Source organism: Dermacoccus sp. PAMC28757 (genome assembly GCF_014302635.1).
Classification (GTDB): Bacteria; Actinomycetota; Actinomycetes; order Actinomycetales; family Dermatophilaceae; genus Dermacoccus; species Dermacoccus abyssi.
In genome coordinates this window covers 3,034,963-3,048,110 of record NZ_CP060292.1, presented here as the reverse complement: position 1 = coordinate 3,048,110, position 13,148 = coordinate 3,034,963, and the positions used below count along the sequence as shown (strand labels likewise).

The following is a 13,148-nucleotide window of genomic DNA, read 5'->3' as shown; positions in this document are numbered from 1 at the left end:
TCCGGGTGACGAGGATGCAACCGGGTCATCGCCCACGGCGTCGGCCCACAACACGAAAGAGGTGGCACCATGCCCCCGAAGAAGAAGGTTTCCGGCTTCATCAAGCTGCAGATCCAGGCCGGCGCGGCTACGCCGGCACCGCCGGTCGGTCCGGCGCTGGGTCAGCACGGCGTCAACATCATGGAGTTCGTCAAGGCGTACAACGCCGCGACGGAATCCCAGCGTGGCAACGTCATCCCGGTCGAGATCACGGTCTACGAAGACCGCTCCTTCACGTTCATCACGAAGACGCCGCCGGCTGCTGAGCTCATCAAGAAGGCTGCGGGCGTGCAGAAGGGCTCCGGCGAGCCCCACAAGACGAAGGTCGCTCACCTGAGCAAGGACCAGATCCGCGAGATCGCCGAGATGAAGATGCAGGACCTGAACGCCAACGACATCGACATGGCCTCGCGCATCATTGCGGGAACGGCGCGCTCGATGGGTATTACCACGGACTGAAAGTGCACCGACGGAACGGACGCCGAGCGTTCGCTTCGTAGGTGACGCTCCGGCGGTGTGCTTTCAGTCCAGAAAATATGGCCTGATCTCCACCGCTGTCGTCCTCGAAGGGCCCAGCTCACCGATTTCGGTGGTCTGGGCCCTTCGGCTATTCTTGAAGGGTTGCCCTTGTGGCATCAGCGGCGTTCGGAGCCTTTCCGTCCGTCGTGAACCTCACGGTTCGAAAGTGGTTGGGCCCGCGCTGGTCCGTACAACCACGACCTCCACCTGTTCCAAGGAGAACTCATGAAGCGCAGCAAGGCTTACCGCGCGGCCGAAGAGAAGATCGAGGCCGGCAAGCTCTACTCCCCGCTCGAGGCGGTTCGTATCGCCAAGTCGACGAACGAGACGAAGTTCGACGCCACCGTCGAGGTCGCGATGCGTCTCGGTGTCGACCCGCGCAAGGCCGACCAGATGGTCCGCGGCACGGTCAACCTGCCGCACGGCACGGGTAAGACGGCCCGCGTCCTCGTCTTCGCGAACGGCGACAAGGCAGCTGCGGCTGAGGCCGCCGGCGCCGACTTCGTCGGTTCGGACGACCTCATCGCCAAGGTTCAGGGCGGCTGGACGGACTTCGACGCCGTCGTCGCCACGCCGGACCTCATGGGCAAGGTCGGTCGTCTCGGAAAGGTCCTCGGCCCCCGCGGTCTCATGCCGAACCCGAAGACGGGCACGGTGACGATGGACGTCGCCAAGGCCGTCTCCGACATCAAGGGCGGAAAGATCGAGTTCCGCGTCGACAAGCACGCGAACCTTCACTTCATCATCGGCAAGGCCTCGTTCGACGAGCGCGCCCTCGTCGAGAACTACGCGGCTGCGCTGGAGGAGATCCTGCGCCTCAAGCCGTCCGCGTCGAAGGGCCGCTACATCACGAAGGCCACGCTGGCCACGACGATGGGCCCCGGCATCCTGCTGGACCAGTCGCGCACGCGCAACCTCATGGAGGAGCCGGCCGACCAGGCCTGATCTTTCTCGTTGACGCACGAGGCCCCACCGAGTCGAACTCGGCGGGGCCTCTTGCGTTGTGCTGATCGGATCAGTTGGGGCGGATCTGCAGTCGCACCACCTGCGGGTCGTGGTCGGAGTCCTGGTCGGTGAACTCGCTGTTCGTGTGCACGATGTCGTAGCTGTAGGGCGCGCCCTTCCAGCCCTTGGGGCTGCGCGTCAGCTGCGGCGAGACGAGGATGTGGTCGAGGATCTGGCTGTTGCCCTCGTAGACGTAGCTGTAGCGCTCGTTCGCGGGGAGCGTGCGCGGCAGGTCCGTCATCGCGTTCGCTCCGGAGCCGACGAGGATGTCGGTGGTGCGGCTGAACTCGAAGTCGTTGATGTCGCCGAGGGCGACGATTCGTGCGTCGGGGTCGGCTGCGAGGAGCTGGTCGCTGAAGGTTCGCACCACCTGCGCCTGGGCGTGGCGCTGGGTCTCGGAGGAGCGAACGGGTTGCTGCCACCGACCGAACAGCGGGTCGTCGCCGCCCTTGGAGTTGAAGTGATTGGCGATGACGAAGACGTTCTCGCCGCGGAAGCGGAACTGGCCGACGAGTGGTTTGCGGGAGTCCGCGAAGGCGGGGTTCGTCGGGTCGATGCGGCCGGGGGAGACGGTGAGCGCCGCCTTCTTGCCGCGCCCGATGACCTGCGTGGCCGTCGTCGCGGACGGGTTGCCGGCGTCGACGAAGTCGATGTCGCGGTCGGTGCGGAAGAGGAAGACCTGACGGATGTTGCCGCCGGGCGCGCCGCCGTCCTGGCCGTCCTCGGGGTTGACCCACCGTGCCTCGTAGGCGGGACCGCCCCTGGCCTTGATCGTGTCGACGAGCTTGCGCACGGTGGTGGAGGAGTCCACGGTGCCGTCGTTCTGCACCCCGTTGTTGTCCTGGATCTCCTCGAGCGCGAGGACGTCGGGCGAGCGGAGGTTGGTCGTCACCTGGTCGGCGAGGCGGTCGTACTTGTCCTGCTGGTCGCTGGGCGCGAGATTCTCGACGTTGAACGTGGCGACGGCGAGCTGGTTGTTCGACTGTGCGCTCGTCGTCTCGCGGGTGAGGCCGGACGTCATGTGGCCGGCGGGCGTCGTGACGAGGACGTGGGGCATGGCGAAGGCGTAGTCCATGATGCCCATGGTCGTGCCCGTGTAGGTGTCGCCGACGTTGGCTGCGGGGATGGAGTTCGCCGGGATGAGCGAGTCGTCGAGAACGAGGCGCATGGCGTTGGGGCGGTCGTATCCGCCGTACACGACGCCGCCGCGCGGGCTGGTGGTGGCGCTGACGTTCTGGCCGGGCACGACGGGCGTCTCGCCGTAGCGCGCGTTCGTGGGGCCGACGGCGCGCGCATCGTCGAGAGCCACCTTCATGCCCTCGAGGGACTCGTTGAAGTCGATGGAGTGCCGGGCCGGGTCGAAGACGGCGGAGTCGTACTCGACGCTCTTGGGGTCGCCCGCTTCGATCGTCTGCTGCGGTGCGATGCGGTCCTTGCCGATCCACACGGCCGGAATCGCCTGGCCGTGGCCGGTGACGGAGACCTTCGGGCTCGAGATCTGGGTCGTCGTGAGGTTGTCGTTGCCGGATGCGCCGCCGGGGCGGAACTCGGTGACCACGCCGGCGACCTCGACGGCGTCACCGACGCTCTGCGCCGGCGCCGACCTGGTGTAGACGAAGACAGCATCGCTCGTGGCGTCGTTCTCGTCGCTGGGCGCCTGCATCCAGAAGCCGGTGCGCGAGGTCGCCGTGATGACACCGGCAACGCCGCTCACGCGCTGATCGCGCAGCGGGGAGAGGTGCGACGATCCCTGGATCTCCTGAATGGTCGTGGCCGATGGGGCTGGCGGCTGCACGGCAGAGCACGAGCTCGCGCCGGCGGCAGCGCCCGCCGGAGAGGGCGCCCCGGTGGCGAAGTCACTCGCGTTGTCGTCGGTGTCTGTGCACTCGCTGCGGCGTGCGACGGAGGTGGTGTTCGACGTCGCGGGAGCCGGGACTCCTTCGGCGACCGCCGCATTGCCCCAGCCGACGAGGTCGACGGTGGCGCCATCGGCGTTGACGAGGGCGACGCGACCGGCGGAGGAGGACATGGGGATGCGGCCCGTCACGTCGGCGTTCGGAAGGGCCGCGGCCGAGGTGTTCGCTCCGTCAGCCTCCTGGACGAGGAAGTGGTGGCCCGCCGGGACCGAGCCGGTGAGGGGCGTCGTCTGCGCGCTCGTGCCTGAGGCGGACCAGTACTGCACGCTCCACCCGGTGAGGTCGATCGCCGTGCCGGAGGCGTTGTACAGCTCGACGAAGTCGCTGCGCAGCGGAGCGCCGGAGTTGCCGCCGCCCCCAAAGACCTCGGAGACGAGGACGGTCGAGGACGCGGCTTGCGCGGGGCTGAACGCGGTGCCGAGCGCGCCGACCACGACGAGGGCGGTCGTGCCGGCGAGGAACCGGCGGGGAGGGTGCTGACCCATGGGGATGCCTTCCAAGGAGTTTTCAGGGTGCGCCGAAAAACATACGCTGCCAAAGGAGTTCGCGGAGCGCGCCCGATGCGTCCGGTGGATGAACAGCAGGTGTGCTGTCGACGACGTCCGTGCCGTCCGGGCAAGACGGCGCCCTCGATTTGGTCGCTGGCACCGCGCCCGGTAGTCTCTTGCGTACCAATGACCGCCGGTTGTCATGAGTTGCTTCTAGAAGCGGCGCACGACCGAAGGCCTCACGAAGGTGAGCAGCCCGCGTAGGTGAGCTAAGTCGTCCATCGTGGCCGCACTCCTTGAGTGCGTGTCATCGGTGCTTTCGAGCCTCAGCGCACCTGCGCTTGAGGCTCTTTTTCATGTGCGCCCTCACGACTGGCATTCACCACCGAAGGAGGCACGCATGGCTACTGCCGCAAAGGATGCAGCCATTGCCGAGCTCGCGGACAACTTCCGCAACTCGGATGCTGCCGTGCTGACGGAGTACCGCGGCCTGACCGTGGCGCAGATCACCGATCTGCGTAACTCCATTCGTGAGCACGCCACTTACTCCGTGGTGAAGAACACGCTGACCGCTCGTGCGGCTGCCGAGGCCGGAGTCACGGCCTTCGACGGCCAGCTCCAGGGCCCGTCCGCTATCGCCTTCGTCACCGGTGACCCGGTGGAGACGGCGAAGAAGCTGCGTGACTTCGCCAAGGCCAACCCTCTCCTCGTCATCAAGGGCGGCGTCCTTGACGGCAAGGCCATGTCGGCCGAGGAGATCAACAAGCTTGCGGACCTCGAGTCCCGCGAGACCCTGCTCGCCAAGCTGGCCGGGGGCTTCCAGGCCTCGCTCAGCCAGGCGGTTTACCTCTTCGCGGCCCCGCTGTCGCAGAGCGCTCGTGCAATCGAGGCCCTGCGCGCGAAGGTCGAGACCGAGGGCCCGGTTTCCGACGCAGCTCCGGCTGCCGAAGAGGCCACCGCAGACGTCGCCGAGGGTGGCGACGAGGCCTGATCTCGACACCCGTCGAGCAGGTCGCACCCAACACAACGCCACTCACGGCACGGATCGCCAGAGAACATCTGCGATCCGACAAGAACAGAAAGGACGCCCATCATGGCGAAGCTCTCCAACGACGAGCTCCTTGAGGCTTTCAAGGAAATGACGCTCATCGAGCTCTCCGAGTTCGTGACGCTCTTCGAGGACACGTTCAACGTCACCGCTGCTGCCCCGGTTGCAGTTGCCGGTGCCGCTCCGGCTGCCGGTGGCGACGCTGCCGCTGCCGAGGAGAAGGACGAGTTCGACGTCATCCTGGCCGCTGCCGGTGACAAGAAGATCCAGGTCATCAAGGAGGTCCGCGCCCTGACGTCCCTCGGTCTGAAGGAGGCCAAGGACCTCGTTGACGGTGCTCCGAAGCCCGTTCTCGAGGGTGTCAACAAGGAGACCGCGGACAAGGCCAAGGAGTCCCTCGAGGGCGCCGGCGCCACCGTCGAGCTCAAGTGATCTCGTCCCAGGCTCGCCTGGGATCGTGAACTTCGACCATCGGGTCGCACCTGCGGGTGCGGCCCGATGGTCGTTTGTGTCGGGGCAATATTCGTGTGCGGTCGTCACCGGCTGCCTCTAATGTGTTCCGGGCCATGAGTCAGCAGTCAGCGTCCGCCCCCACCCGATCGGCTTCCGAAGCCCATCGGGCTCCTGTCGACTGGCGACGCCTGCGTGGCCCCGCCGCTGCGATCGCGCTCGTTGCGCTGGCCGTCTCGTCGGTGGGTCCCTCGATCGCGGCGCTCCTCGCAGGGCGGCTCGCGGAACATCCCGAGGGCGGGCTCGTCGCGTGGCTGGCCGTGCTCCTGCTCGGCAGCGCCGTGCTCAACACGGTGGGTCGATACGTGTGGGCCACCGTCGTCGACCGGGCTGCCGGCGCGCTGCGCCAGGACCTCGTCGACGCCGTGCTCCACCAGCCCCTCGCGGCGCTGTCGGAGCAGGCCGTGGGAGAAGTGCTCGACCGCGTCGACGACGACACCCACGAGGTGAACAACCTCGTGCGCATGCAGCTGTGGATGGTGCTCAACACCGTCTTCGCGCTCGTGCCCATGTGGGTCGTGGCGGGCGTGTCCTGGACTCCCGCGTGGGTGATGTTCCCGCTCTTCGCCGCGGGGGCCTTCTGGCTCATCAAGCCCCTGCTGGGCAAGATCGCCGAGCGGAAGGTCATCGAGGAAGCCCAGTGGACAGAGCACGCCGCTGCGTTCGAAGAGGGCGTGGCCGCGCGTGACGACATCCGCACCAACCTCGGCCAGGGCTTCGTCCTCGCCAACATCGTGCGCCTGTCGTCGGTGGTGCACCGTCGTTTCCAGGACGTGCTGCGCCTCGAAGTCGGCGTCATCCTTCGCTCCGGGCTGACGCTGCATCTCCTGCTCGCCGTGGCGATGGCGGTCAGTGTCGTTCTCGCCTCGCGCGGTGACCTCGCGGTCTCGCAGGTTGTGACGCTCGTGCTCGTGACGAGCACCTTCGTCGGGCGGGTCGGGCGCCTCGCCGAGCAGCTTCCCGACCTGCAGGCCGGCCTCGGCGCCATCACTCGACTGCGTCAGCTCATGGCGGTCGAGCCCGAGCGCGTCGAGGGCGATCCGGTTCCCGACGGCGATCTCAGCCTCGAGTTCCGCGACCTCACGTTCTCCTACACGGGCGACGACGTCGTCCTCGAGAACGTCGACCTGCGGCTTCCCGCCGGTGCGACGCTCGCGCTCGTCGGGCGCACGGGTTCCGGCAAGTCGACGCTCGCGAGCCTCGTCTCCAGGGCCGTCGAGCCGCCTGCGAGCCAGGTGTTCGTCGGCGGACGTGATGTGCTCGAGCTCGACGTCGACGCCCTGCGCGCCGCTGTGGGGACGGTGACCCAGAAGACCGACATCCTCGCGGGCACGCTGGCCGAGAACGTCACGCTCTTCGGCGAGGCGGACAATGCCCGGGTGACGGCGATCATGGCCGAGCTCGGGTTGAGCGACTGGGTCGAGGGACTGCCGAACGGCGTCGACACCCTGCTCGGCCCGGGAGGCATCACGCTCTCGGCGGGGGAGGCGCAACTCGTCGCCTTCGCCCGTCTGCTCGCACGCGACGTCGAGGTCGTCATCCTCGACGAGGCCACGGCGCGGATGGATCCTGTGACGGAGGCGCGCGTGGTCGCGGCGTCGGAGCGGCTGCTCAAGAACCGCACCGGGGTCATCATCGCCCACCGCCTCTCGACCATCGAACGCGCTGACCTCGTCGCGGTGCTCGAGCGCGGCCGCGTGGCGCAGTTCGGCACGCACGACGAGCTGTCGCAGGCACCGGGCCACTTCAGCCGCCTCCTCGAGGCTGCGGAGGCAGCCGACGCTTCGGTACCCGAGGCCGATACGCCTGACGCGCCGTCGGCGCCGGACGATCAACCCGTTCTGCGAGCTCGTCGGCGCACTGACGTGCCTGCCGCCCGCAAGGTCGACCCCGCCCCTCCGCTGTGGCGGGGTATCCGTGACGCGCTCCTGGTCAAGCCCCTGTGGGGCGCCATCCCGGGGCTGGGCTTCCTCGCCTTCTCCCTCGTCGGTTCGGTGGGAGCCATCACCGGTTGGGTGTGGGGAACGACGGTCGAGGCCCTCGTCGCGGATGCTGAGTGGCGCCCCTGGCTCGTCGCCTCCCTCGTCGCGGTGCTGCTCGGGCCGGGCATCCTCGCGTGGGCCGTTTCGCGCTACCCCCGGTGGTGGATCGAGGTGCTCCTTCGAGTGCGACTCAACGTGCTGCTCGGTCAGACGGCAACGTCGCGGCTCGAGGCCACCCCGCCCGGCGAGGTCGTGGCCCGCGCGATGGACGCCGACCGGTTCGTGCGCTACGCCGACCGTTGGGTCGACTTCCTCAACGGCCTGGCCATCGTCGCGATGACGTCGCTCGTGTCCGGCACACCGCTCACCGGCGCTGTGCTCGCCGCCATCATGCTCGTCTCCGCTGCGGCTTCGGCCCTCGGGCGTCCCCTCGCGGGAAGTTCAGCCGCCGCGGCGTCGAAGAGCCGTGCCCGCTTCGGCCGGGCGCTGGTCTCCGTCGTCGAGTCGGCGCGCACCGTCAAGCTGGCGGGGCGTCTGCGGGAGGCGCGCGAGCACCTGCGCCAGGTGGACGCGGGCCGCGTCGACGCCGCCGTGCGTGAACACCGCATCGCCGCCGTGCTCCAGGGCGTTCCGCTCGTCGCGATCGAAGCCGGTGTCGTCATCGCCTGGGCCGGTGTCGTCTGGGACGTGTGGAGCCTCGCGACGGGCCTCCTCGTCGCGAACGCGGCGATGGGGTTCGAGTGGTTCGGCCAGGTGGCCAGCGCCGTGGTCACGGAGGCTCCCGGCACCCGGGCGTGGCAGCAGGCCACGGTGGCCTACGCGGGTGGTCGTGACATCACGTCGCTGCCGAAGGACGTCGACCTCGCGGCGGGCCGGGCCCCGGCGCCCCAAGAGGAGCCGGGGGAACCGCTCGAGAGCCTGCGCCTCGAGCACCTCTCGGCCGTGCACGACGACGGCACGCTGGGCGTCGAGGACGTCTCGCTCACCGTGGAGGCGGGCGAACTCGTCCTCGTCCTCGGTCAGGTGGGTTCAGGCAAGTCGAGCCTGCTCGGCGCGCTCGCCGGGCTCGTGCGCCACACCGGCGAACTGCGGTGGAACGGGAAGGTCGTCGAGGACGAGGAGAGCTTCCTGCGGCCGGGCCAGGTGGCGTACGTGTCCCAGACGCCCCGCGTTCTGTCGGGCACCTTCGGTGACAACATCCGTCTCGGTCTGCCGCGACGGTACGACGAGGCCGTCGCCGATGCCCGTCTCGTGCCCGACATCGAGCGGGCCGGGGGTGTCGATGCGCTGGTCGGTCACCGCGGCCTGCGGCTGTCGGGCGGGCAGGTGCAACGTCTCGCCCTGGCGCGCGCACTCGCCACCAACGCCGAACTCATCGTCGCCGACGACGTCTCGAGCGCCCTCGACGCCACCACCGAGCTGGAGTTGTGGAACGCGCTGCGCGAGCGAGGCTCCACCGTCATCGGGGCGAGTTCGAAGCGGGCCGCACTGGCCCGGGCCGACCGCGTCGTCGTGCTCGTGGACGGGCGCGTCGCCGCTGTCGGTCCGTGGTCCAGGCTGAGTGGGCGGTTCGGGGCTCTGGCGGGCTAGCCGGAGCCTCGGGCGCCCGCTCGGCGACCTGCCGCGAATCACCCGGATGGGGTGTCATCACGGGGGTTTTGCCGGTCGCTCGGGCGCGGCGCGGTGTGGGTGCTTGACTGGCGAGCCCGGCTGAGCCATCCTCATGTAACTCAATACGAGCCTCGGGGGAGAGGCTCGTTCCATATCGACTCAGGTGGAGCGCGACGCACGAAGCGAACGCTCGACGACGTCGAACTTGCATGTGCCCGACCGGGGGACTATTCTGCTATTTTGCGCTGCCTTGTCTCTGGGCACCCTCGAAAACCAACGAAGCACGACGACGAGATCGACTGTTCGACCGGCTGCGGCCGCGTCGCGTCCCGGTCACCACGACGGGTGGGTTCGATCCTCGCGCTCGAGTGCGTTGGGGTTCGGGTTCCGTCCGGGGCTGAGGGCACGTATTAGCCGCTCTGTTAGGCCTGTGGAAGGAACACTCCTTGGCTGCCTCGCGCACCGCGACCCAGACTCTGTCCTCGGCGAAGACTGCCTCCGGCCGTCTCACCTTCGCCAAAATTCGTGAGCCCCTCGAAATCCCGGATCTGCTCGCGTTGCAGACCGAGAGCTTCGACTGGCTCCTCGGCAACGAGAAGTGGCAGGCCCGCGTGGCCGCCGCCAAGGCCGAGGGCCGTGTCGACGTCCCCGAGCGCTCCGGTCTCGAGGAGATCTTCGAGGAGATCTCCCCGATCGAAGACTTCTCCGGCTCCATGTCGCTGAGCTTCCGCGACCACCGCTTCGAGGACGTCAAGTACTCGATCGACGAGTGCAAGGAGCGCGACATGACGTACGCGGCTCCCCTCTTCGTCACCGCCGAGTTCATGAACGCCGAGACCGGCGAGATCAAGAGCCAGACGGTCTTCATGGGCGACTTCCCGCTCATGACCGACCGCGGCACCTTCGTCATCAACGGCACCGAGCGTGTCGTCGTCTCGCAGCTCGTGCGCAGCCCCGGCGTGTACTTCGAGCGCAGCATCGACAAGACCTCCGACAAGGAGATCTACACGGCCAAGGTCATCCCGAGCCGCGGTGCCTGGCTCGAGTTCGAGGTCGACAAGCGCGACATGGTCGGCGTTCGCGTCGACCGCAAGCGCAAGCAGTCCGTCACCGTCCTGCTCAAGGCCCTCGGCTGGACCGAGGCTCAGATCCTCGAGGAGTTCGGCCAGTACGAGTCGATGCGCGCCACCCTGGAGAAGGACCACACGGCCGACCAGGACGCCGCGCTGCTCGAGATCTACCGCAAGCTGCGTCCGGGCGAACCGCCGACGCGTGAGGCCGCTCAGCAGCTGCTCGACAACCTGTACTTCAACGGCAAGCGTTACGACCTCGCGAAGGTCGGCCGCTACAAGGTCAACAAGAAGCTCGGTGTCGACGGCGGCCTCGAGGACTCGACGCTGTCGGTCGACGACGTCGTGGCCACCATCAAGTACATCGTCGCGCTGCACGCCGGCGAGGACACGATGAAGGGCAAGCGTCACGGCGAGGACGTCGACGTGCGTGTCGAGGTCGACGACATCGACCACTTCGGCAACCGTCGCCTCCGCAACGTCGGTGAGCTCATCCAGAACCAGGTCCGCACGGGTCTTTCCCGTATGGAGCGCGTGGTTCGTGAGCGCATGACGACGCAGGACGTCGAGGCCATCACGCCGCAGACCCTGATCAACATCCGCCCGGTCGTGGCGTCGATCAAGGAGTTCTTCGGCACCTCGCAGCTGTCGCAGTTCATGGACCAGAACAACCCGCTCGCCGGTCTGACGCACAAGCGTCGTCTCTCCGCGCTGGGCCCGGGTGGTCTCTCCCGTGACCGCGCCGGCATGGAGGTCCGTGACGTCCACCCGTCGCACTACGGCCGCATGTGCCCGATCGAGACGCCGGAAGGCCCGAACATCGGCCTCATCGGTTCGCTCGCGTCGTACGGTCGCATCAACCCGTTCGGATTTGTCGAGACCCCGTACCGCAAGGTCGAGAACGGCAAGGTCTCCGACGAGGTCGTCTACCTGTCCGCCGACGAGGAGGACACCTACGTCATCGCGCAGGCCAACGCCCCGCTGACGCAGGACAACGAGTTCGTCGAGGATCGCGTCATGGCCCGCACCAAGGGCGGCGAGGCGAGCGACGTCGCGCGCGACGAGGTCGACTTCATGGACGTGTCCGCACGTCAGATGGTCTCGGCCGCCACCGCGCTCATCCCGTTCCTCGAGCACGACGACGCCAACCGCGCCCTCATGGGTGCCAACATGCAGCGTCAGGCCGTGCCGCTCGTGCGCTCGGAGGCCCCGCTCGTGGGTACCGGCATCGAGTACCGCGCGGCACTCGACTCGGGTGACGTCGTGCGTGCGACGAAGGCCGGTGTCGTGCAGGAGGTCTCCGCCGACCTCGTGACCGTCGCCAACGACGACGCCACGTACAGCACCTACCGCATCGCGAAGTTCACGCGTTCGAACCAGGGCACCTGCTACAACCAGCGTGTCGTGGTCACCGAGGGTGAGCGTCTGGAGGAAGGCGCTGTCATCGCCGATGGTCCCGCGACCGACGGTGGCGAGATGTCGCTCGGTAAGAACCTGCTCGTGGCGTTCATGCCGTGGGAGGGCTACAACTACGAGGACGCCATCATCCTCAGCCAGCGTCTCGTCCAGGACGACACGCTCTCCTCGATCCACATCGAGGAGCACGAGATCGACGCTCGTGACACGAAGCTCGGCCCGGAGGAGATCACGCGGGACATCCCGAACGTCTCCGAGGAGGTCCTCGCCGACCTCGACGAGCGCGGCATCATCCGCATCGGCGCCGAGGTCCGCGACGGCGACCTGCTCGTCGGCAAGGTCACGCCCAAGGGTGAGACCGAGCTGACGCCGGAGGAGCGCCTCCTGCGCGCCATCTTCGGTGAGAAGGCCCGCGAGGTCCGTGACACGTCCATGAAGGTCCCGCACGGCGAGACCGGCACGGTCATCGGCGTCAAGGTCTTCGACCGCGAGGAGGGCGACGAGCTTCCCCCGGGCGTCAACCAGCTCGTGCGTGTGTACGTCGCGAACAAGCGCAAGATCACCGACGGTGACAAGCTCGCCGGCCGTCACGGCAACAAGGGCGTCATCTCGAAGATCCTGCCGGTCGAGGACATGCCGTTCCTCGAGGACGGCACGCCGGTCGACGTCGTGCTCAACCCGCTCGGTGTTCCGTCCCGAATGAACCCGGGTCAGGTCCTCGAGCTGCACATGGGCTGGGCCGCGTCGCGTGGCTGGAACATCGAGGGCACCCCGGAGTGGGCCGCCAAGATCCCCGAGGACGCGCGTCAGGCCGGCGCCAACACGCGTATCGCCACCCCGGTGTTCGACGGTGCGCGAGAGGCCGAGATCCGCGGTCTGCTCGACTCGACGAACAAGACCCGTGACGGCGTGCGTCTCATCGACAACTCCGGCAAGGCGCAGCTGTTCGACGGTCGTTCCGGCGAGCCGTTCCCGGACCCGGTGTCGGTGGGCTACATGTACATCCTCAAGCTCCACCACCTGGTGGACGAGAAGATCCACGCCCGTTCGACCGGTCCGTACTCGATGATCACCCAGCAGCCGCTCGGCGGTAAGGCGCAGTTCGGTGGTCAGCGATTCGGCGAGATGGAGGTGTGGGCCCTGGAGGCGTACGGCGCCGCCTACGCGCTGCAGGAGCTGCTCACCATCAAGTCGGACGACGTCAGCGGCCGCGTCAAGGTGTACGAGGCCATCGTCAAGGGCGAGAACATCCCCGAGCCCGGCATTCCGGAATCGTTCAAGGTTCTCATCAAGGAAATGCAGTCGCTCTGCCTCAACGTTGAGGTCCTCAGCAGCGACGGCACGGCGATCGACCTTCGCGACTCGGAGCAGGAAGTCTTCCGCGCTGCCGAGGAGCTGGGTATCGACCTGTCGCGCCGCGAGCCGAGCAGCGTCGAGGAAGTCTGATCACGGCCAGACCGGGGCGCGCTCGTGCCGAGCGTGACGAGCGCGCCCCGGTCCCCGGCAGACGTTAGGTCCCGCGCCTATCGGCGTGCGGACAACCA

General features: G+C 67.9%; 7 protein-coding genes. 6 read left to right on the top strand and 1 reads right to left on the bottom strand.

Annotated elements, in window-relative coordinates; all coding sequences use genetic code 11:
• Positions 1 to 69: 69 nt before the first annotated feature.
• Both rplK and rplA read left to right on the top strand, forming a co-directional pair.
• Positions 70 to 498 carry a 50S ribosomal protein L11 gene (gene rplK / locus H7F30_RS14455; RefSeq protein WP_047310409.1) on the top strand — a complete coding sequence of 143 codons (429 nt, stop codon included), beginning with the start codon at positions 70 to 72 and terminating at the stop codon, positions 496 to 498.
• 285 nt (positions 499 to 783) lie between these two features.
• A complete protein-coding gene (gene rplA, locus H7F30_RS14450; RefSeq protein ID WP_187035911.1) occupies positions 784 to 1,503 on the top strand; it encodes a 50S ribosomal protein L1 in 720 nt (239 codons plus the stop codon).
• A 70-nt stretch (positions 1,504 to 1,573) separates the two neighbouring features.
• Here the strand turns inward: rplA and H7F30_RS14445 are convergent, their stop codons facing one another.
• On the bottom strand, positions 1,574 to 3,964 hold the full coding sequence (locus H7F30_RS14445) for a lamin tail domain-containing protein (RefSeq protein ID WP_187035908.1): 2,391 nt from the start codon (positions 3,962 to 3,964) through the stop codon (positions 1,574 to 1,576).
• Between the two features lie 403 nt (positions 3,965 to 4,367).
• Between H7F30_RS14445 and rplJ the strand changes: the two genes are divergently transcribed.
• The 4 genes from rplJ to rpoB all read left to right on the top strand — a co-directional run bounded on the left by rplJ (position 4,368) and on the right by rpoB (position 13,050).
• Positions 4,368 to 4,958, top strand: a complete 591-nt coding sequence (gene rplJ, locus H7F30_RS14440) for a 50S ribosomal protein L10 (RefSeq protein WP_047310406.1) — start codon at positions 4,368 to 4,370, stop codon at positions 4,956 to 4,958.
• A 102-nt stretch (positions 4,959 to 5,060) separates the two neighbouring features.
• Positions 5,061 to 5,447: a 50S ribosomal protein L7/L12 gene (gene rplL, locus H7F30_RS14435; protein WP_129664284.1), complete on the top strand. Its 387-nt coding sequence runs from the start codon at positions 5,061 to 5,063 to the stop codon at positions 5,445 to 5,447.
• A 134-nt stretch (positions 5,448 to 5,581) separates the two neighbouring features.
• Positions 5,582 to 9,097, top strand: coding sequence for an ABC transporter ATP-binding protein (locus H7F30_RS14430; RefSeq protein WP_187035906.1), 3,516 nt, complete (start codon positions 5,582 to 5,584; stop codon positions 9,095 to 9,097).
• Between the two features lie 467 nt (positions 9,098 to 9,564).
• Entirely contained in the window at positions 9,565 to 13,050 is a 3,486-nt protein-coding gene (gene rpoB / locus H7F30_RS14425; protein WP_187035904.1) for a DNA-directed RNA polymerase subunit beta, read from the top strand.
• Positions 13,051 to 13,148 lie beyond the last annotated feature (98 nt).